A 21,658-nucleotide genomic window follows, 5' to 3' on the forward strand; every position below is an offset into this window, starting at 1 on the left:
TTTCAATACACTTTTACGAATACCCACAAAAAATAAGAATGGGGGAATCAAACATGAATTGGTTCAAAAAAGCGATGATCGGCATTACACTGCCCAGCCTGCTTGTCGTTAGCGCCTGCGGCGGCGGGGGAACGGCGACCCAGGAAGCGGGCGGTCAGGCGGGGGGAGCACCGGCCAAACAAACGCGTACCCTCAAAGCGGGAATCGGTTTGAATGAGGATCATCCGCAGGGCCAAGGGCTTAAGAAATTTGCCGAGCTGGTGGAACAGAAGAGCGGTGGCAGCATGAAGGTGCAGACTTACTTTGCGGCTCAACTGGGCGATGATTTAAAAATGACGAATGCGTTAAAATCCGGAACGCAGGAGATCACCATTCCATCCACTTCACCGCTCACCTCGATGGTGAAAGAATTCGGCGTGTTTGACTATCCGTTCGTGTTTAATAACGAGCAAGAAGCGGATGCCGTGCTTGATGGACCCGTAGGGAAAAAATTACTCGATATGCTGCCGCAGCAGGGACTTATCGGATTAACTTATTGGGAGAACGGGTTCCGCAATTTGACCAACAGCAAGAGACCGGTTGCTGCGCCGGAGGATTTTCAGGGACTGAAGATCCGTACCCTTCAAAGTAAAGTGCATATCGAAGCATTTAGTGCTCTAGGGGCAAATCCGACACCGATGCCGTTCTCCGAAGTATTCAGCGCATTGGAGGGGAAAACCGTCGACGGCCAGGAAAATCCGCTGCCGACGATCGAATCCAACAAGTTCTATGAAGTGCAGAAATACTTGAGCTTGACGAATCACGTCTATACGCCGTTTGTATTTCTGGTCAGCAAGAAGTTCTGGGACGGTCTGACACCGGATGAACAAAAGATTTTGCAAGAAGCATCCATAGAAGCGGGTAAATTCCAACGTGAAAAGAACCGGGAGCAAAATAAGCAATCGCTGGAAAACCTGAAGTCTAAGGGCATAGAAGTAAATGAGGTGAAACCGGAAGACCGGGAGAAGATGCAGGAAATCGTCAAGCCTGTCCTCGATAAATTTTCCAAAGACTTAGGTGAAGCTTTGGTCAAAGAAATGTACGATGAAGTGAATAAAGTGCGCGGGAAATAAGACGCAACCCAAGTGATGATTCTTCTTAAGCAGCCGCCTTACTTGGGTAACGGCTGAAATGGAAGAGGCACCAATTATTTCAAGGATGGACATGGTCAAGGTGGGGGGAGCTGGAACAACGGTCTCCCCATCTGTATTGCTTCCCGAAACCAGGGACAACAACGGAAGGAATGGTCATGGGATCGGAACCGTCTTCCATGAATGCAACGCCGTTAAGCCACAGGCCGGGATCCATGGAAAGATGGTTTGGATAAGAACATGAATACGTTTATAAAGGAGATGCGACTCTTGCAAAAAACTCGTGATGTCATTGAACAGCTTGGGTTCCCGCGTGGTGACCTTCATGATCTGCCGTCCTCCACAAAGACATTTCCGGATGGCGCCCAATACCGGATTGAAATTCCCAGCGTGGAAGGGCCCGCTTCCTTTGAGGCGGTCATCGAAGCCTGCAAGCAATATGATGTGTTGATTCATCGCGTGTCTCAAGGCAGCGGCATCATGCTGCTGACGGATGACGAACTGAAGCAAATGGCAGAAATCGGCAAGCGCGAAAACTTGGAGGTCAGCTTGTTTGTAGGACCTCGCGGTACGTGGGATACCACTGCAATGCCTTGGGCGAGTGCCGGCAAGGTCATCGGTCTTCGCGTGGAAAGCATGGATCAGCTCGTTTATTCGATCGAGGATATCAAGCGTGCGTGCGATGCGGGCATTCGCGGCATTCTCGTAGCGGATGAAGGGCTGCTTTGGCTTGTCAATGAGTTCAAAAAGAAGGGCGAGCTGCCGGAAGATTTGGTCGTGAAAATTTCCGTGCAAATGGCGCAGGCGAACCCGGTTTCCATTAAACTGATCGAAAGCATAGGGGCGGATACCTACAACGTACCGACCGATCTTACCCTGGCCCGCCTTGCTGCGATTCGTCAGGCCGTTGATATTCCGATTGATATTTATGTTGAAGTTCCGGACGATATCGGCGGATTTATCCGGCATTACGAAATTCCGGAAATCATCCGTGTGGCTGCTCCCGTCTATATTAAGTTCGGATTGCGCAACTCGCCTAACATTTATCCTTCCGGCACCCATTTGGAGCAAACCTCGATTGCGCTGTGCAAAGAGCGCGTGAGACGCGCAAAAATCGGAACGGATATGATCAAACGGTACAGTCCTGAATTGCGAACATCGGAAAAAGGCGCCGCCGGCTTGGGTGTCCCTGTGAAGAAGTAAACAAATGAAAGGTTTCCGTAAAAAGGGTGAATAAACATGCCGATGATTCAAGCTGTAGAACGGGCACTTTTGATTTTGGATTTGTTCGATGAGTATGATACCGAGTTGAAAATCACTGAAATCAGCGACCGCATGGTTCTGCACAAGAGTACCGTTCATTCTCTCTTAAAAACGCTTCAGGTTCATCGCTATATTGAACAAAACCCCGAGAACGGAAAATACCGTTTGGGCATGAAGCTGCTCGAGAGAGGGACCATCGTCATGCATAATCTCGATATTCGGAACGTTGTAAGAAAGCACCTGATCCACTTATCGAACATCACGGGCCAGACGACGAATTTGGTCATTCTGGACGGCAAAGAGGGCGTGTACATCGATAAAGTCGAAGGTTCGAAGGCGATCATCCGTTATTCGCGTATCGGCAAACGAATTCCAATCCACTGCAGTGCGGTTGGCAAGGTGCTCGTCGCCTATAAAGAGCCGAAGGAGTTAAAGCAATTACTGAAAGGTTATGTTTACAGGCAGCATACCGCGAAAACCATTATGAGCGAATCTTATTTTATGCAAGAGCTTGAAAAGGTACGTGGACAGGGCTACTCCGTCGACAATGAAGAAAATGAGCCGGGAGTGCGCTGCATTGCCGTTCCGGTAAGGGATCATTCGGGGCAGGTGATCGCTGCGATCAGTATGTCAACGCTCGTTGCACGCGTGAGCGATGCGGAGTTGATGGAGCACGTACAATCCCTGCAGCAGGCTGCGGAGGAAATTTCAGAACAGATGGGATTCGGCATTCCTTCATTTCATGGCAAGGAAGTGCTCTAGGGATATGAAGGAGTTCACTATATACCAACTTGGGAGGCATATTTCATGCGTATAATTCGATTTTTAAATGAGTCTGATGTACCTACGGTTGCTGCTTTAACGGATGAGAATCAAGTGTTTGCGCTGCCGTATCAAGGATTTATAGAGCTGGTGGATGCCGCTAATGCACAGGGAACGACCCCGCTGAAGCTCGTTTTGCGTGAGATCGAAAACGGCAGCCCGCTGCCAACGGCGTTCGAGAACCTTCGTCTGCTGGTGCCGATTGAAGCCCCTGAAGTATGGGCATCCGGCGTCACCTATGCCCGGAGCAAGGAAGCGAGAAATTATGAGGCTACCGGCGGCAAGCTGGATTCAACGACGTTCTACGATAAAGTATACGATGCGGAGCGTCCGGAAATTTTCTTCAAATCGACTGCCGCAAGGACCGTGGGGCCCAATGACGATGTTTACCTGCGCAGCGATTCGAACTGGCAAATTCCGGAGACCGAGCTCGGCCTTGTCATTGACAGCAAAGGTACGATTCTCGGCTATACCGTCGGTAACGATATGAGCTGCCGTGACATCGAAGGGGAGAATCCGCTCTATCTTCCGCAGGCGAAGCTTTGGAAAAGATCGTGCTCCATCGGACCGTCGATCCGTTTGGCGGAAACGGTGGAGGATCCGTACAAGTTCGAAATTGCCTGCCGGATTTACCGTAACAATGAGAAGGTTGTAGATGGTACGGCAAGCACCGGGCAGTTAAAGAGAAAGCTCGAAGAGCTGGTTTCCTTCCTGATCAGAGATAATGAAATCTTTGACGGCACTATCCTTCTTACCGGAACCTGCATCGTCCCCCCCAATGAGTTCACGTTGCAGGATGGCGACCGCATTGAGAATGAAATCTCCGGTATCGGTGTACTGACGAACTTCGTAAAACGCCCATAAGCGGAGTGGAGGGATCGGAATGGAGCCGACACAGGCCAAATACAAGGTCATTATGATGAAGCCGCAGGACAACGTCGCTGTCGCTTTGGAGAATGTACCGGCTGGAGCGCTTCTTCAGGTCACATGTCAGGATAAGACCTTTGAAGTCGAGCTCAGGCAGGCGATCGAGTTCGGCCACAAATTCGCCGTCTTACCGATCAGCTCGGGTCAGGATATCCTCAAATACGGCGAGGTCATCGGCGTTGCCGTCAAAGATATTCAAGCCGGCGAGCATGTGCATGTGCATAACCTGGAAGGCAAACGAGGAAGAGGTGATAAGCTTGGCCAATCAACCTGAACCGACATTTTGGGGATACCGTCGTCCGGACGGACGTGTAGGCGTACGCAACCATGTGCTGATATTACCTACCATTACTTGTGCCACTCAAGCGGCGAAGCAAATTACGGAGCTTGTGCAGGGCACGGTATCCTTCATTCATCAGCATGGCTGCGCCCAGGTCGGCGTCGATTATGAACAAACCTTCCGAACCTACGTGGGCATGGGGACCAATCCTAACGTTTACGGCGTTGTCGTACTTGGACTGGGCTGCGAAACGCATCAAGCGCGCAGCGTTGCCGGTGAAATTGCCAAGAGCGGCAAGCCCGTCGAGCTTGTATCGATCCAGGACCACGGAGGCACCCTGTCTGCCATCGCCCAGGGCGCAAAAATCGCGGCACAAATGGTGCAGGACGCCTCTGAGCTCATGCGCGAGCCATTTCCGTTCAGCGAGCTTATCGTCGGTACCGAATGCGGCGGCTCAGACGCCTGTTCCGGCTTATCCGCGAACCCGGCGGTCGGATTCGTCAGCGACCGGATTGTCGATTGCGGAGGCACTTCGATTCTGGCGGAAACGACGGAACTGATCGGCGCCGAGCATTTGCTTGCGAATCGTGCCGTTGACGACAAAGTGGCGAAGCGGGTCTATGAAGTCATTCAGGCCATGGAAAACCGCGCCTTTACGATGGGCGTGGATATCCGTACCGGCAATCCGAGTCCGGGCAATATCCGCGGAGGGCTGAGCTCTCTTGAGGAAAAATCGCTCGGAGCGGCGAATAAAGCAGGAACCCGGCCGCTTCAGGAGCTGATCGATTATGCCGAGCGGCCGACCCGCAAGGGACTGGTTTGGATGGATACGCCAGGCCATGATATTGAGCAGTTAACAGGAATGGTCGCCGGCGGAGCGCAAATCGTGCTGTTTACTACGGGAAGAGGGACGCCAACAGGTTCTCCGATCGCACCAACGATCAAAATATCCACGAACTCGGCGATCTTCAATAAAATGCGCGAGAATATCGATATTAACGCAGGGACGATTATTGAAGGCACGGAAACGATCGACTCGGTCGGCCAGCGGATTATGGATCAAATTGCCAAGGTGTGCTCCGGAAAGCTGACCAAAGCGGAAATATTAAAGCAGCATGATTTCGGGATCTGGCGCATCGGACCTACATTCTAAATTTGTTATTCGGAAGGAGTAAATAGACCATGACCGTACAAACAGAAGCCAAAACCTATTTGAACTATATCGATGGAGAGTGGGTTGCCGCCTCCACGGGCAAGACGGACGCGAGCATTAACCCCGCGAACAAGCATGAAATTGTCGGCTACATTCAAAAATCCGGCAAAGAAGACCTGGATCGTGCCGTAGCTGCTGCGAAAAAGGCCTTCGCGCAGTGGAGAAAGCTGTCCGGCCCGGCGCGCGGAGAGTACCTGTATAAGATGGCGAATGCTTTGGAAAGACGCCTCGATGAAGTAGCGGAAACCATGACAAGGGAAATGGGCAAGACGTTCCCGGAAGCCAAGGGCGAAACCGCCCGCGGTATAGCGATTTTGCGTTATTATGCCGGTGAGGGCATGCGTAAGAACGGTGACGTTATCCCGTCTACGGATGCGGAAGCTTTGATGTTCACTACACGCGTTCCGCTTGGAGTTGTAGGCGTCATCACGCCTTGGAACTTCCCTGTGGCCATCCCGATTTGGAAAATGGCGCCGGCGCTCGTATATGGAAATACCGTAGTGCTCAAGCCGGCCCAGGAAACGGCTGTCACTGCGGCGAAAGTGATCGAGTGCATGGCGGAAGCAGGGCTGCCCGCAGGTGTCTTGAATCTGGTTACAGGCAACGGTTCCGTTATCGGTCAGGGCATTATCGATCACCCCGATATTAACGGCATTACCTTCACCGGTTCCGACAACGTGGGTAAATTGGTCGGACAGGGTGCGCTTGCACGCGGTGCCAAATATCAGCTGGAGATGGGCGGTAAAAACCCGGTCATCGTGGCGGCGGATGCGGATTTGGATCTTGCGGTGGATGCGACCGTCAGCGGAGGTCTTCGCTCTACCGGTCAAAAATGTACGGCCACCAGCCGTGTTATCGTTCAAAGCGCCGTATATGAGGAATTCAAACAAAAGCTTCTGGCCAAAGTGAAGGAAATCAAAGTCGGTCACGGGCTGCAAAGCGATACATGGATGGGCCCTTGCGCCAGCCAAAGCCAATTGGATACCGTTCTTTCTTATATTCAAAAAGGAAAGGAAGAAGGGGCCACTCTTCTTTACGGCGGCAGCCGACCTGAAGGAGAAGGCTTGGAGCATGGCTTCTATGTACAGCCAACGGTATTTGAGAACGTCAAGACTAACATGACCATCGCGCAGGAAGAAATTTTCGGACCTGTGCTTGCTTTGATCAAGGTAGATACCATTGAGGAAGCGATAGAGATCGCCAATGACGTGAAGTTCGGTCTCAGCGCGTCCATCTTTACCCGCGATATCGCGAACATGCTCAATTTCATCAAGGATATCGATGCGGGCCTCGTCCGTATCAATGCGGAAAGCGCGGGCGTAGAACTGCAGGCTCCGTTCGGCGGAATGAAACAATCGAGCTCCCATTCCCGTGAACAGGGTCAAGCGGCAATCGAATTTTTCACTTCCATCAAAACGGTATTTGTTAAACCATAAAAAGCTCTCATAGGTACAGCAATAGAGGACCGGGTTTGCGATTGAAAAGCGAATCCGGGCCTCTTTTTCTCATAGGTAAAGCCGTTTAGCTAAAGTCATTTGCAGCCCGAAGAGAAATCTCCCGAAAAAAAATGTTAACGTGAACAATTTTGTATTGTAATTGCGTGATAAAAGAAGTACTATTAAAGCACACGTGAACATTAATCTAAAAAGGGCAGAGGTGGAATGTTTATGAAAACATTTTTGGATGAAAATTTCTTGTTAAACAACGAAACGGCAGTCCATTTATACAATCATTATGCAAAAGAAATGCCGATTATCGACTATCACTGCCATTTGAGCCCTCAGGAAATATATGAGAACAAAACGTTTAAAAATATAACGGAAGTATGGTTGAACGGAGATCACTACAAATGGAGAGTTATGAGAGCTAACGGTATAGAAGAGAAGTATATTACCGGCGATGCTAGCGACTATGATAAATTCCTGGCGTGGGCCAAAACCGTACCGATGACGATTGGAAATCCGCTTTTCCAATGGTCCCATCTGGAGCTCCGGCGCTTTTTCGGCATCCATGACTTGATTAATGAAAAGAATGCGCCGTTGATTTGGGAGAAGGTAAACGCTCTGCTCCAAGGGGAAGGCTTCGGCGCAAGGGATCTGATTACCAAGTCCAATGTCAAAGTGGTTTGCACGACGGACGACCCAACCGATTCCCTGGAATATCATATCAAACTGAAGGAAGAGAACGATTTTGACGTGGCCGTACTGCCTGCTTTCCGGCCGGATAAGGGGCTGGAAATCAACCGGGCTACGTTTGTGCCTTGGATTGAGAAGCTTGGGCAAGTAACCGGACAGCCAATTTCCAGCTACGATCAATTTTTGGCAGCTCTCGATGCAAGGGCCAGATTTTTCCACAGCGTGGGCTGTATGGTTTCCGACCATGCGTTGGACTATGTAGCTTATGCCGAGACGACCAAAGAAGAAGCGGCAGAGATTTTTGCTTATGCCTTGCAGGGAAGAGCGGTTAGCTTAGAGGAAGAAAAAAAGTTTAAGACATATACATTGATTTTCTTGGGCAAAATTTATGCAGAGCTGGGCTGGGCCACTCAGTTCCACATTAATGCATCGAGAAACAACAACTCGCGGATGTTTGAGAAGCTGGGCCCGGACACAGGCTTCGATTCCATCAACGACAGCGCACTTGCTTATCCGTTAGGAAAATTGCTCGATGCTTTGGACAAAGAAAACGCCCTGCATAAAACGATCTTGTACTCTTTGAACCCTAAGGACAATTATGTGCTGGCCACGGTAATGGGAGCCTTCCAGAACGGCGGGATTCCAGGGAAAATGCAGCTGGGCTCCGCCTGGTGGTTCAACGATACGAAGGACGGCATGCTCGAGCAGATGAAAACGTTGGCTAACGTCGGACTGCTGAGCCGTTTTGTCGGGATGCTTACCGACTCCAGAAGCTTCTTGTCCTATACAAGGCATGAATACTTTAGACGATTGGTTTGCAACCTGATTGGCGAATGGGTTGAGAATGGAGAGGTTCCGAATGATATGGAGCTTCTGGGCAGCATTGTTCAAGGCATTTCCTATAATAATGCCAAGGACTATTTTAACTTCAAGATCAAGGCATAAATGGAATTATCCTGTTGAACAGGCCAACTCTCGCGGGTGGCCTGTTTCTTTGCATGGGATGAATATAACGAGGGATTGCCGTGTTTAGGGGGGAAGTTCTTGTGAAAGGTTTGGAGCAAGAAGCTTTAGATCTGCTGCCGTTTGGCATGATGTTTATGGATCGGGACAAGCGGATTGTACTTATGAATCGTTATGCCGCCGATCGCTTTTCACTTAAGTCTGACAAGGATATATTTTTGCAGGATGTACTCCAGGATTTGAGCATGGAGCCTTCCGATCCAAAAAGAAGTATGCAATTTAAGCTGGGGGATGAAGCGTTTGCCGCTCAGCGTTTTCCCTTTTTTCTACAGGGTCAAGGGGAAGGAGAAGTATTGGTTTTTCAGCGGGCGTCCGAGTTACAGGAGATCGTCGAGGAGCTGGATTTTTATAAAAATCTGAATTTCGATTTAAAGGCGATTTTTGATATTTCTTATGATGTGATTTATGTATCTGATGGCCAGGGGATTACCCTTAGGGTTAGTTCCGCGTGCGAAACGTTATGGGGCTACAAGGAAGAAGAACTGGTGGGAAAAAGCGTATATGAATTAGAAAGAGAGGGAGTGTATTACCCTTCCATTACCCGTCTCGTTCTGGAAAAGCAGGAACAGGTATCGATGATTCAAACGACCAAGACAGGCCGCCGCTTGAAGGTAGTCGGCACCCCGATTAAAGATGATGAGGGACGTATTATTCGTGTTGTCAATGCCTCCAGGGATATTACGGAGATTAGTCAGCTTCAAGCCGAGATTGAATTGCTTAAGCAATTAACGGAAAGCTACCGGAAAGAAATTATGGACCTGCGCTCCAAGAAGGAATTTGAGAAGGAAATGATCTACCGGAGCGAACAGATGAGAAAAGTGGTTTCTTTCTCGCAAAAGGTAGCCAAGGTGGATTCAAGCGTACTGCTGTTAGGTGAATCGGGAATCGGCAAAGAAGTGCTGGCTTCTTATATCCATAAATGGAGTCACCGTCATGAAGGACCGTTCATTACCGTTCATTGCGGGGCCATTCCGCCGCTGTTACTGGAGACCGAATTGTTTGGTGACGAGAGTGCGGCGGAAGTGAAACTAGGCTGCTTGGAAATGGCACATGAAGGAACCTTATTTTTGAATGAAGTGGATGAAATTCCACCGGCTCTGCAAGTGAAATTGCTTCGAGCCATCCAGGAAAAAAGGATTACGCGGATGGGAGGGAGCACTTCCGTTGAGATTAACGTAAGAATCATTTCCGCTACGGCACAGGACATCGAGCAGAAGGTACAGTCCGGACAATTCCGAAAAGATCTGTATTACCAGCTGAATGTTGTTCCCATTGCGATTCCTCCGCTGCGCGAGCGGAAAGAGGACGTTATTCCCTTAATCCTTTATTTCACAGACCAGTTAAACCGAAAATACGGGCTGAAGAAGAAATTTAATCCGCTCGTTTTAAAAAAAATGCAGGAATACGCTTGGCCGGGAAATGTCCGCGAACTGCAAAATATGACCGAAAGACTGTTTGTCACAACGGAGGACGAATGGATTCATGAGGAGCATTTGCCTGACCATGTGAACGTCAATGTCAGAGAACATAAAGGTATCCAGATTCATCAGATTATGCCCTTAAAGGATGCTGTTGAATTATTGGAAAAAGAATTGCTGCAATTGGCTCAAAAGCGGTATCATTCGACCACGAAAATCGCTGAAGTGTTAGGAGTAAATCAATCTACGATAAGCAGAAAGTTAAGTCGGTGGAAGGGAAAGCAATGAATTATGCATCTTTGCATATACGGTTATGCATTAATGCATAAAAAGAAGGAAGCGATGGATATGGCTAAATATCCTGAATTTATAAGCTTTCTACTAAAATGACTATGCGATGCTGCATAGTTATTTGTTTTTCAACCTATTGTTTAACTCCAAGAGCCTTGTTATAAATGAAAGGTAAAGCGACACTGGGCTTACGTCGAAAGCGTTTGCAGACCAATGTTGTTTAATAAGACAAGGAGTGAGAGGATTGAAGTACCGGTATTTGATTTTTAGCATGATCGTATTTATGACGGTTATTAACTACATTGACCGTGGAGCGATTTCGTACGCCCAAGCCGCGATTATCGCAGAATTCGGTCTTAATCCAAAGTCATGGGGTGAAATCCTGGGTTACTTTGGCTACGGTTACATGATCGGGGCGCTGTTCGGCGGGATGCTGGCCGATAAGAAGGGGCCGAAGTTTGTTTGGATTGCGGCGGGGCTGGCTTGGTCTGTTTTTGAGATTGGGACCGCTTATGCCGGTTATATCGGAATGACCCTTTTAGGCGGTTCCGCCATTGCCGGCTTTGCTCTGTTTCGGGTGTTGTTCGGTCTGTCCGAGGGGCCGCTTTTTTCTACCATCAATCGCACGATGGCCAACTGGGCCGCTCCCAAAGAAAGAGGATTTGCCGCTTCGCTCGGATTGCTCGGCTCGCCGCTGGGGGCTTTGCTGACAGCCCCGGTAGCTGTCGGATTGCTTTCCATTATGGACTGGAAAAAGATGTTCCTCGTTTTGGGTATCATCGGAATCATTTGGGTCGTGATTTGGATGAAGATGTTTACCGACAATCCGGAGGATCATCCGAAAGTATCCAAGGAGGAGTTGGCTGAAATCCGGTCCACCGACGGTTTGTTGAAAACCGAGCAGGTCGTAAATCAAGGACCGAAGGTACATGTCCCATGGTATCATTTCTTTAAAAGTCCGACGTTGGTCATGAACGCCATCGGATATTTCGCCTTCCAATACGTCAATTTCTTGATTTTGACCTGGACACCCAAGTATTTGCAGGACACCTTTGATTTTAAATTATCTTCTTTGTGGTATTTAGGGATGATCCCTTGGATCGGCGCCTGCGTCACCGTATTGCTCGGGGGGAAAATCTCCGACGCTCTTCGCCGGAAAACAGGCAGCTTGCGCATCGCCCGTTCCGGTTTGGCGGTTGTTTCCCTTCTTCTTACGGCGATCTGCTTTATGATGATTCCGACTGTAAACAGTGTAGGGGCCGTGCTTGCTCTGATGGCCATCGGGAATGCGTTTAACTTTTTGCCTAATTCCGTGTATTGGACCGTTATTATCGATACGGAACCTACCCGAGCGGGGACCTTTGGAGGAGTTACTCACTTTATCACGAATATAGCTACTATTGTCGCTCCTACGTTAACAGGTGTACTGGTTGCGTCAAGCGGGTATACGGCTATGTTTGTAGCGGCAGCCGTTGCAGCAGGAATAGGGATGGTGGCCATGATCTTTGTGAAACCCGGCAAAAGGGAAAAAACAGCTTAATCGACGAATATTTCACATTCCAAGGCAGCCCTCGACTACGGGGGTGCCAATCCAAGGTGAGAGGAGATTCCAAATGTCCGATTCTAATCTGTTAAAGCTCGATATCGCGACGCTTTCGAAGAAGCTTCGCAGCAAGGAAATATCTCCGAAAGACATTGTCACCCCATTGCTAAAAAGGATAGATGCCCTCAATCCGGTGCTCAATGCTTTCATTACGGTAACGGCAGAGGAGGCGCTTGTACAGGCCGAACAAGCTGAGGCCGAAATCGCGGCAGGTCAATACAGAGGACCGCTGCACGGAATTCCCGTCGGATTAAAGGATCTGATTTATACCAAAGGCATAAAAACCACCATGGGCTCCGCGATTTACAAAGATTTTATACCCGATGCGGATGCCAGTGTGGTCCGGAAGCTAAAGCAGGCCGGTGCCATTGTGATCGGAAAACTCAATACGCATGAATTTGCCTATGGACCTACGGGCGATATTTCTTATTTTGGCCCGGTGCGCAACCCCTATGATACGTCCAAAATGACCGGAGGGTCCAGCAGCGGCGCCGGTGCGGCCGTCGCTTCAGCACTCTGCTTCGGAGCTTTAGGAACCGATACCGGGGGCTCTATCCGGATTCCTTCTTCGGCATGCGGGATTGTCGGAATGAAGCCTACCTTTGGGAGAGTAAGCAAACACGGAGTATATCCGTTGGCCTACACGCTGGACCATATCGGACCGATGACACGGACCGTTCAGGATAATGCGGAGCTGCTAGGCATCTTGGCCGGTTACGATCCTGAGGACCCGTTTTCGGTGGAGCGAGCGGGAGAAGATTTTACCCGTTATATCGGGGAACCGATTCGAGGCAAGGTGATCGGTATTCCATCGACCTTCTATTACGACCTGATTGATGATGAAATCCGCGCCAAAATAGACGACGCCATCAATCTGTTGAGAACCCTGGGCGCAGAAATCCGAACGGTGGATATTCCGGTTCTGTCCGAAGTGTCATGGGCACAGCTGAAAACGATACAAAGCGAAGCTTATGCGGTTCACGAAGAGCACTTCAATTCTTCCGCGGAAAAATATCATCCGGAAGTGTTGGAACGGCTGCAGGTAAGCGCAGAAGCCAAGGGGTATGAATACGTGAAGGCTCAGGACATTCGCCGTCGCGCCCAGGAGTCCTTTCGTCATGTTTTCGAGGATGTGGATGTGCTGGTTACGCCAACCCTCCCCATCCTGCCTCCGAATATCGGACAGAAGGAAATCCGGATCAACGGACGGGACGAGCCGGTTCGTGCCTCCCTTCTCCGCTTAACAGGACCAACCAATTTGACGGGACTGCCCAGCCTTTCGGTTCCATGCGGTTTTTCAAAGACGGGCTTACCGATCGGGATGCAGTTCATCGGAAGGCCTTTCGATGAGGCGTCATTATATCAATTCGCTGCCGCTTTTGAAAAGGAAGCCGCCATCCCTGCATTACGATGGGAAATTAAATAAGCAGCCCGGGGGGATGCATTCATAAGGGCAGAGTAAGGTAAGCATGCCACTGAAAAAGCTTTGCAAGGCGGAGAATTTGTAGAAGTACGGCTAAACCAATGGAGAAGGGACCGCCCCGATGTCTATTTTAGACGGAGGAGCGGTCCCTTTGCTGTCTTTGATGATGTCCATTCCCTTTCGCTTAAAAGATTGTAGGGCCGGAAGGCTATGCGGGAGGTTCCCCCTTGTTGCCATACTCGATGGCCTTCTCCCAGGTTACTGCAACACGTGTGATATCTTCTTCATTAAGATCATTACCTATCTGTACTTCAATGAATACGAGCGGCGTAATGGCCTTCACTGTATGTTTGGCCCCGCAGGGGATTTGAATCACGTCGCCGGTTTCAATGGTGGAGAGCCGGCCCTCCAAAATCAGCTCACCGGATCCGGAAATGACGGTCCATACTTCTCTTCTTTTTTGGTGAGAATGATAGCTCATATTTTTGCCTGCATGCAGCTCGATCTTTTTAATCAGAGTTTCCGTTTCCTTTTCTGTTTTCGAGTAGTCCAATACCCGACAGGTTCCCCATCTTCTTTCATCATACATAGGCCGTCGCAGGATGCTATTGACTTGCTGCTTGATTCGATTGGCGTTGGTTTTACTGGCGACAAGAATACCATCGGCGCTTGCGGCTACAATAATATCGGATACATCGATCACATGAACGGGAAAGGAGAGCTCATTGACCAGTTGGGTATTCACAGAGTCATCTGACACCTGGCCTAAACCGACGACGCTGCTGCCAAGATGATTCGCTAATGTATCCCAGCTGCCCAAATCGTTCCAGGTCCCGCCGTAGGGGATCACTACCGTATGACCGGTTTTTTCCACAACTTCATGATCAAAGCTAAGCTCGGGCAATTGTTCATACCGATCAAGCCATTCCTCATATTCAACGGGCAGACCTCGGCTGCTTAAGTAAGAAAGCATAAACCGTAGGGAAAAGGCGAAAACACCGCAATTCCATAGAGCGTTCTTTTGAATCAGGAGGCTTGCATGGTTTGCATCCGGTTTCTCCACGAATTGGGCAACGGGATAGTATTCCGCCTTGTTTTGGATCTTCGGCACAATGTATCCATATTGACTGGAGGCGTGAGTAGGGGTGGTTCCAAGAAGGGCGAGATCTGCTTGGGATTGGCTGAGGATATGCGGCATCTGATGAAAAATATGGAAAAAGGACTCCTCAACGAATAAATCAACAGGAATAATACAGACGGTTTCATCTGCATCGGCATGCACTTTGGAATGAAAATAAGCTGCGGCTAAAGCGACTGCCGTGAAAGTTCCTCTTTTGTGAGGTTCGCTAATGATAGGAACGCGGTCGCCAATATGATTTATGGTAATTTCAATTTGGCTTTGATGAGTAACGATCGATGTGTATGGAAGCAATCCGGCTGACTCCAATTGTCTGCAAATCCTTTGGATCATGGATTCCTTGACCCCGTCTGGAGATTCCAGCAGCTTAAGAAATATCTTCGATCGGATTTCATTGGAGAGCGGCCAGAGTCTTTTCCCGGAACCGCCGGATAGCAAAACAATTCGCAAGACTATTCCTCCTTACAGGAAGCCTTTAGGATCTTCGTTGTTTTTTGAACAATAAAAAAAGTATACATTGTTTTCAGCGGTGCCGAAATCTTTTTTTAGCACAAGAAAACCTGCCTTATAATCGCGGTCGCTCATCCATGGACGAATAGACGTTTTCTTCTTATTCGGATCACCTTTTCGATAGCTTGTTTTAATGTGAATCCGGCACGGAGCCAAGATTGATTAAGCATATCCCTTCTGCCTTGCCTTCCCTTCTGTCTACAAAGACCCGGGTTTCGATACGCCAATCTCATTTGTCTTTTTAGGCTCTGAATATCCGCTTCCGCCCAGCGTTGTCCTTTTTGTGCGAACAAATGGCGGAAAGCAGGTGATATGGAGTGCCGGCTATTCATGCTGATCGCCGGAGGTCTAAGCTGATAACGGATGAAAAATGAATTTCCGGAATGCAAGAAGTCCATGTGTCCGCCCCATCCGGTAGCGATAACGGGAACACCGCTGGACAGCGATTCAAGAAAAGGTAAGCCTACGCCTTCCCCTCGGGAAGGCAATACAAAGACATTCCCCAGAGTATATATCCCTTTCATCTGATGCTGCCTCAGACGATGTGTGATAATGGAAACCGGAGCAGTTTTTTTGCGGATTCGAAGCATTTTTTTGTAATTGCGAATTTTATTTTTAATCCATTCTTCCTTTTCAACCCGGCTGTATCCATTCGTTTTGATTACTAAAGCGACTCGATCGGCGGAAGAAAACTCTTCCCAGTAGGCTCTTAATAAAGCCTCGGGATTTTTACGGTGTTGAAAACCAAATATGGAAACAAATATGAACCTTCCTGACAGCTGTTTTAACAGCAGCTTCTTATTCTTCGGCGTAAAAATATGGATATGCACTCCATGCGGGACAATAAATAGGGGTACCTTCACGCCGCTATTTCTCATGGCGACCTTATTATGAAGCGAAGGGACGAAAACGGCATCAAACTGATTGATATTAGGCAGCCAGCTACGCGGTATTTTGGTTGTTTCCCATACGGTATTCAAAATGATGTAATCGTAACGTTTTCTTTCCTTTTTCAGGTTAATGGTATTTGGCGGATAATGATATATTAAAACCTTGGGTTTGTTTTTGGCGTATGGCTTTTGTGCGAATTTCGCAAGCAGGGTATTTGTTCTGTTTGGTGTTCTGGTCAACTGATGCGTTTTCACATCCACTTTCACATCCACGCCTCGCCGCAGCAAAGCAAGAACATACTCTCTGCTTGCTATTCCAAGACCGCTGGCTCTACTTACAGGCCCTCTCCATACCACTTGATAAGCAGTCATTGTACCGGTCCCTTAGGTTTTCTTGAATACCACTTCCGCTTGTGGAAGGAGATGGACCTGAATTTCTTAGCCAGCTTCTTGATCTTGGACGGGGATAACTGTGAAGCATTCATATTTAAACTTTTATTCAAAGCCTTCTTAAGTATGAGACGGCCGGGGGATCTGGAATAGAGAAAGTTCCCATACGTTTCAAATTCGGAAAAAGCAAACGGTTTGGACTTGTCGCTCTGGCGTATAATCGCCCGGTACCAGCTTGTATGATGTCTGGCTTCAATAGCTTTCTTCAGCTTGGCAAGCTTTGATTTATCAAACAGCATATAGTGGGTGACAAATGAGACGGGCGAAGAGGCCTTGGTTCCCAATAGCTTTTTGTAGGTTTTGAAATATTCATTCTGGCTCCAATTTCGGCAGTAAAACACGGTTTTGCCACCGGTTCTAAACCTGTGGGGACGAATCAGTACCGTATCGGCATCGATGACCAAGTAAAATTTTTGGGAACCTAAGGAGTCGCCGCCGAGCTTTAATAGCTGCTGGTAAAGCCAGCCCGACTTATCCCATTTTCTGGAACGGTAATGAATATGCTTTTTGGTAATCGGCAGGACGGCAGTCTCATTGATAAATCGGCACCCTTTATGGCGGCATATGTTTTTGATTTTTTGGCTGTTTGGAGAAACGATCATAATGCTGCCTATAGGATGCTTTACATGCTTTCTGATGGCATCAATCACATAAGGGAGTGTACCCGAATCCTTCTCAATCGCCGGGATGAGCACATCGATTTTGGTTTTGCTTTTGGGCGGGTTCTGAGTTGGAAGTCCCATCTCTTCATCTCCATTTGCTTGATACTGTAGTAAATGATCTCCACTATAATATGTCTTTTTTAAGGGAATGGTTTGGGCAAAAGGGACGGCGTGAGGTATATATGGAAATGAAAGTGCCGCTTCTAGACAAAATATCCAATCCATATTTTATTGACAGGGTCTCATGCAAATAGTATGATTTATTCAATCTGAACCATTATACAATTACGGGTATGATCGACATGAACATAAGCGGAAGCGATGTACGTCGTATGGGTGACGCCTTTTTCGATCGAAAAAGGTGTTTTTGCTTGGGGGGGGACGATATGATTCAACTTATTGATTTGCATAAAGAGTATAAGACGAAAAAAGGAATGGTCCTCGGTGTCGATCATGTCAATTTAACCATCCGCAAAGGGGATATTTTCGGCATTGTCGGTTACAGCGGAGCCGGTAAAAGCTCGGTGCTCCGGTGTATCAACCTGCTGGAGAAGCCTACCTCGGGCAAAGTGGTGGTCGATGGCGTGGATCTGACGTCGCTTTCGAAGGAAGAGCTAAGAGTCGCCCGCCAAAAAATCGGGATGATCTTCCAGCACTTTCATTTGATCACCAGCAAAACGGTGTTCGAGAACGTGGCTTTCGCGCTTAAAGCTGCGGGGAAACCGCCATCTTTGATCGACAAGCGGGTCACCGAGCTCTTGCAGCTGGTAGGACTGGCTGACAAAGCGGAGCATTACCCGGCCCAGCTCAGCGGCGGCCAGAAGCAAAGGGTAGGTATAGCGCGGGCATTAGCCAATGATCCTCAGGTGCTGCTGTGCGACGAGCCGACCTCCGCTCTCGATCCGACCACAACCCAATCCATTTTGTCGCTGCTTCGCGATATCAATAAAACCTTAGGCCTGACCATCGTACTCATCACGCATGAAATGGAAGTGGTGAAGGATTTATGTCATCACGTCGCCATCATGCAGGACGGAAAAATTATTGAAGAAGGCTCGGTTTATGAGATTTTTGCCAATCCGGTTCAACCGTTGACCCGGGAATTTATTGCCAACACGCTGGAGTTCAAACTGCCCCGGAAATTATGGGACAAGCTCGATCCGGCCGGGAAAGTGGTCAAAGTATTATTTCGCGATGAAGCGGCTGAACAAGCGATTATTTATGACATGCTGAAAGCGAGCGGAATCAAGGCGAACATCCTGCATGGCAAGATTGAATATATCGGGGACAAGCCTCTGGGCACGTTTATAATGGAAGTGACAGGAGAACCCCTGGAGATCGACAACGCGCTGCAATATCTGGTGGATCGATCCTGCGGAGTGGAGGTGGTAGACCGTGTCGAGTAGCGAATTCCTTCAATTGTTGCCCGATATGCTCAAGGCCTTTTATGAGACCTTGTACATGGTCGGCATCTCGCTCGGCGTAGCCATCGTGTTGGGTATACCGATAGGAATACTGCTTTTTGTCAGTGACCGGGGATTGTTCTCCGAGAATCGTACGCTCAATGTGGTGGTAGGATTTGTGGCGAATATGATTCGTTCCATTCCGTTTTTGATCCTGCTCGTACTGCTCCTGCCGTTCACGCATTGGATTCTCGGGACGACCATCGGCCCGACAGCGGCGGCGGTTCCGTTATCGGTGGCGGCCATTCCTTTCTATGCACGGCTGGTAGAGGCATCGCTGCGGGAAGTAAACAAAGGCGTTATCGAGGCTGCGGTGGCGATGGGCGCGAAGCCGTGGCTTATTATCCGTGAAGTGCTGCTGCCCGAAGCCAAATCGGGAATTATTTCGGGATTGACGATCACGGCAATCAGCCTGATCGGCTTCTCCGCTATGGCCGGTACGGTCGGCGGTGGAGGGATTGGCGACCTGGCCATTCGTTTCGGGTATTACCGGTACGATAATCAAGTGTTGTTTACAACGGTTATTTTGCTGATCGTGTTAGTTCAAATCATTCAACATATCGGGGATTGGGCCGCACGTAAAGTAGATAAGCGTTGAGATAAATATGATTTCAAAGGGGGAAGGGAAACCATGAGAAAGCATGCTGTACTCATGATGATTCTGGCATTGGTTTTATCTTTGCTTGCAGGCTGCGGAACCAAAGATGCCGGGAGCGACAATGGCGCCGATGCGCCTAAGCAAGAGCAGAAAAAAGCATTAAAGATCGGAGCAACGGCCGGCCCTTACAGCGATATGGTCGGTAAAGCGATTAAGCCGATTATGGAAAGCAAAGGCTACACGATTGAAGTTGTGGAGTTTAACGATTACGTTCAGCCGAACAAGGCGCTTGCCAACGGCTCGATTGATGCCAACCTGTTCCAGCACATTATTTATTTGAAAAAATTCGCATCGGACAATGGTTTGGATCTCAAAGAAGTGATCAGTGTACCGACGGCTCCAATGGGACTGTATTCCAACAAGTTTAAATCGCTTGATGATATCAAAGAAGGCAGCACGTTAACGGTTGCCAACGATCCGGCCAACCTGGCCCGCACGCTGCTTATGCTTCAGGATATCGGATTGGTTACCATCAAAAAGGATGCCGATCCGTCGAAAATATCCGAAAAGGATATCGACCAAAACCCGAAGAAGCTTGTTATTAAACCGCTTGAAGCCGCTCAATTGCCGCGTACTGTAGATAGCGCCGATTTGGCTGCGGTACCGGGCAACTTTGCACTTGCCGCCAAGATGGATCTGACCGCTGCTTTGAAATTGGAGAACATGGCGGAAAACTACCGCAACGTACTGGTTGTGAATACGAAAGATGTCGAAACTCAATTCGCCCAAGATCTGAAAGCTGCGATTCAATCGCCGGAGTTTGAGAAAACGATCGACGAACAATTCAAAGGCTTCTCCAAGCCGGAATGGATGACAAAGAAGTAATAAAAATTAAGGCTCTCCGCTGAGGGGGCCTTATTTTTTGCCGTCGGGATGCGCAAAAATTTGGAAAATATGAATTTAAAAATCGACAATTTTTTTGTATAATGTTTGTAAATACATATTCAACCAGGTAGCGCTGTCTTTCCCATTCTTGTAGCTTTTTTTTTACAATGAGGTGCTGACATGAACGGAAATTCAATCATGCAATTAACAAAAAGTTACAAGTATCAAACGGCGGGCATATTTTATACTTTTACGATGATTTGCAGCATTATCTAAATAATGCGCTTTCATATATTGTCACCGGTCTGGAACACGATCATCATATTCTGTTTATTGACTCCGAAGAGAAAAATCGTCTGATTGAGGAGAAGCTGAAGCAGATTCTATCGAATGACAAACGGTGTAAGGTGCATTTTTATGACCGATGCGTTTTTTATGGGGTGCACGGAGATTTTAACAGTCAAACCATCGTGAATCAATTGGGTGAAATGCTGCAGCCTTTTTTGAATAAGCATATTTCTATACGAACGTGGGCCCATGTAGATTGGAAGGAACAAGAAGGTATTGCAGATTTGCTTGAGAAGTACGAAGTGATAGCTGACAGCAATGTTTACGGAATGGGATTGTTATCCGTCTGTGCCTATGATGCGAAAAGTGTACCTGCGTCACTTCTTATGAAGTTAATGAGAAGCCACGAGTACCTGATGACGGACAATGAACTGATTCGTTCCAATTTATATAAGAATACAGATGAAACGGTGATATTTCCTTCCCTTTCGGTTCAGTCCGAAATGCAATCCGAAATGGATTTATATAAGCAAAAGCTGGATTTTGTTCATGTGGTGTCCCACGAAGTCCGCAATCCGCTGACGATTATCAAAGCGTATGCTTCGATGGTGCTTAAATCGGAGTCTCATCTAAGTCCGGGCAGCATAGAAAAGATGAAATCGATTGCCGACTGCGTGGATATTATAGATAATGAAATTTCATATATCATCTATACGGAACAGATGTTATCAAACGACTTATTATGGAATAAAGAAATGATCCGGCTTTTGCCGAGTATACAAGAAGTCATCGATTTTATGAGTATTAAAGCGAGAACGCAAGAGATTCAGCTTGTTTATACACTGGATCTGAAAGGAAACGAGAAGCTTTTCAACAATACCATCGGCTTTAAATTAATATTGTCGAATTTATTGAGCAACGCGATAAAGTATAGTCATGAGCATTCCAAAGTCATATTCTCGGCCGTGAGTGACGGGAAGAAAGTAGTGATGAAGATTAAGGATCATGGTGTGGGCATGCATGAACACCAGCTTCAAAATTTGTTTCAAAAATACGGGAAATTCAATCAAGAAAAAAGCGGTCAAGGGATTGGTCTTTACATGGTAAAGAAGCTTCTGGATCATTTTGAAGGCACGATCCATATCCAGAGTACATACAATCAAGGTACGGAAGTAAGGGTTGAGCTGCCGTTAGCCGAATCATAAAGTCATGAGTGGGATCACTCTTTTACAGCCTGTAGACAGCA

18 protein-coding genes are annotated in these 21,658 nt (G+C 48.1%); 15 read left to right on the forward strand and 3 right to left on the reverse strand.

Annotated features, from left to right (window positions below; genetic code table 11):
• Positions 1 to 53: 53 nt before the first annotated feature.
• From EXW96_RS18935 to EXW96_RS18985, 11 genes are all read left to right on the forward strand, one after another.
• Positions 54 to 1,112 (forward strand): TRAP transporter substrate-binding protein, encoded by a 1,059-nt coding sequence (locus EXW96_RS18935; protein WP_074729851.1) that lies wholly within the window; start codon positions 54 to 56, stop codon positions 1,110 to 1,112.
• A 288-nt stretch (positions 1,113 to 1,400) separates the two neighbouring features.
• Complete coding sequence (locus EXW96_RS18940; RefSeq protein ID WP_171006010.1) at positions 1,401 to 2,333, forward strand: U32 family peptidase; 933 nt, start codon at positions 1,401 to 1,403, stop codon at positions 2,331 to 2,333.
• 36 nt (positions 2,334 to 2,369) lie between these two features.
• Complete coding sequence (locus tag EXW96_RS18945) at positions 2,370 to 3,155, forward strand: IclR family transcriptional regulator (protein ID WP_054816995.1); 786 nt, start codon at positions 2,370 to 2,372, stop codon at positions 3,153 to 3,155.
• A 45-nt stretch (positions 3,156 to 3,200) separates the two neighbouring features.
• The gene (locus EXW96_RS18950; protein WP_054816996.1) at positions 3,201 to 4,079 is read left to right on the forward strand and encodes a fumarylacetoacetate hydrolase family protein; all 879 of its coding nucleotides are present in this window, start codon (positions 3,201 to 3,203) and stop codon (positions 4,077 to 4,079) included.
• Positions 4,080 to 4,098: 19 nt separating this feature from the next.
• Positions 4,099 to 4,416, forward strand: coding sequence for a UxaA family hydrolase (locus tag EXW96_RS18955; protein ID WP_062410249.1), 318 nt, complete (start codon positions 4,099 to 4,101; stop codon positions 4,414 to 4,416).
• The gene (locus EXW96_RS18960) at positions 4,400 to 5,575 is read left to right on the forward strand and encodes a UxaA family hydrolase (protein WP_054816998.1); all 1,176 of its coding nucleotides are present in this window, start codon (positions 4,400 to 4,402) and stop codon (positions 5,573 to 5,575) included. Before EXW96_RS18955 ends, EXW96_RS18960 begins: the two co-directional genes overlap by 17 nt.
• A gap of 29 nt (positions 5,576 to 5,604) precedes the next feature.
• Positions 5,605 to 7,071: an alpha-ketoglutaric semialdehyde dehydrogenase GucD gene (gene gucD / locus EXW96_RS18965; RefSeq protein ID WP_062410250.1), complete on the forward strand. Its 1,467-nt coding sequence runs from the start codon at positions 5,605 to 5,607 to the stop codon at positions 7,069 to 7,071.
• Between the two features lie 231 nt (positions 7,072 to 7,302).
• A complete protein-coding gene (gene uxaC / locus EXW96_RS18970) occupies positions 7,303 to 8,715 on the forward strand; it encodes a glucuronate isomerase (protein ID WP_174351173.1) in 1,413 nt (470 codons plus the stop codon).
• A gap of 101 nt (positions 8,716 to 8,816) precedes the next feature.
• Entirely contained in the window at positions 8,817 to 10,499 is a 1,683-nt protein-coding gene (locus EXW96_RS18975) for a sigma 54-interacting transcriptional regulator (RefSeq protein ID WP_254777645.1), read from the forward strand.
• Between the two features lie 274 nt (positions 10,500 to 10,773).
• Positions 10,774 to 12,042: an MFS transporter gene (locus EXW96_RS18980; protein ID WP_082661036.1), complete on the forward strand. Its 1,269-nt coding sequence runs from the start codon at positions 10,774 to 10,776 to the stop codon at positions 12,040 to 12,042.
• A 73-nt stretch (positions 12,043 to 12,115) separates the two neighbouring features.
• The gene (locus tag EXW96_RS18985; RefSeq protein WP_174351174.1) at positions 12,116 to 13,531 is read left to right on the forward strand and encodes an amidase; all 1,416 of its coding nucleotides are present in this window, start codon (positions 12,116 to 12,118) and stop codon (positions 13,529 to 13,531) included.
• A 205-nt stretch (positions 13,532 to 13,736) separates the two neighbouring features.
• On the opposite strand, the gene EXW96_RS18990 is transcribed toward EXW96_RS18985, so the two are convergent.
• The 3 genes from EXW96_RS18990 to EXW96_RS19000 all read right to left on the reverse strand — a co-directional run bounded on the left by EXW96_RS18990 (position 13,737) and on the right by EXW96_RS19000 (position 17,259).
• A complete protein-coding gene (locus EXW96_RS18990) occupies positions 13,737 to 15,116 on the reverse strand; it encodes a sugar phosphate nucleotidyltransferase (RefSeq protein WP_174351175.1) in 1,380 nt (459 codons plus the stop codon).
• A 131-nt stretch (positions 15,117 to 15,247) separates the two neighbouring features.
• Positions 15,248 to 16,438: a glycosyltransferase family 4 protein gene (locus EXW96_RS18995; RefSeq protein ID WP_174351176.1), complete on the reverse strand. Its 1,191-nt coding sequence runs from the start codon at positions 16,436 to 16,438 to the stop codon at positions 15,248 to 15,250.
• The gene (locus EXW96_RS19000) at positions 16,435 to 17,259 is read right to left on the reverse strand and encodes a DUF6492 family protein (protein WP_174351177.1); all 825 of its coding nucleotides are present in this window, start codon (positions 17,257 to 17,259) and stop codon (positions 16,435 to 16,437) included. The genes EXW96_RS18995 and EXW96_RS19000 overlap by 4 nt, the downstream gene beginning before the upstream one ends.
• A 305-nt stretch (positions 17,260 to 17,564) precedes the next feature.
• Between EXW96_RS19000 and EXW96_RS19005 the strand changes: the two genes are divergently transcribed.
• The 4 genes from EXW96_RS19005 to EXW96_RS28335 all read left to right on the forward strand — a co-directional run bounded on the left by EXW96_RS19005 (position 17,565) and on the right by EXW96_RS28335 (position 21,617).
• Positions 17,565 to 18,584, forward strand: a complete 1,020-nt coding sequence (locus EXW96_RS19005) for a methionine ABC transporter ATP-binding protein (RefSeq protein WP_074729844.1) — start codon at positions 17,565 to 17,567, stop codon at positions 18,582 to 18,584.
• Positions 18,585 to 18,609: 25 nt separating this feature from the next.
• Positions 18,610 to 19,239 carry a methionine ABC transporter permease gene (locus EXW96_RS19010; protein ID WP_054817054.1) on the forward strand — a complete coding sequence of 210 codons (630 nt, stop codon included), beginning with the start codon at positions 18,610 to 18,612 and terminating at the stop codon, positions 19,237 to 19,239.
• A gap of 33 nt (positions 19,240 to 19,272) precedes the next feature.
• Positions 19,273 to 20,124 carry a MetQ/NlpA family ABC transporter substrate-binding protein gene (locus EXW96_RS19015; RefSeq protein ID WP_062410258.1) on the forward strand — a complete coding sequence of 284 codons (852 nt, stop codon included), beginning with the start codon at positions 19,273 to 19,275 and terminating at the stop codon, positions 20,122 to 20,124.
• Positions 20,125 to 20,363: 239 nt separating this feature from the next.
• Positions 20,364 to 21,617 carry an ATP-binding protein gene (locus EXW96_RS28335; RefSeq protein WP_309225163.1) on the forward strand — a complete coding sequence of 418 codons (1,254 nt, stop codon included), beginning with the start codon at positions 20,364 to 20,366 and terminating at the stop codon, positions 21,615 to 21,617.
• The last annotated feature ends 41 nt before the right edge of the window (positions 21,618 to 21,658 follow it).

Origin of the sequence: Paenibacillus sp. JMULE4 (genome assembly GCF_013337105.1) — a bacterium.
GTDB lineage: Bacteria > Bacillota > Bacilli > Paenibacillales > NBRC-103111 > Paenibacillus_G > Paenibacillus_G naphthalenovorans.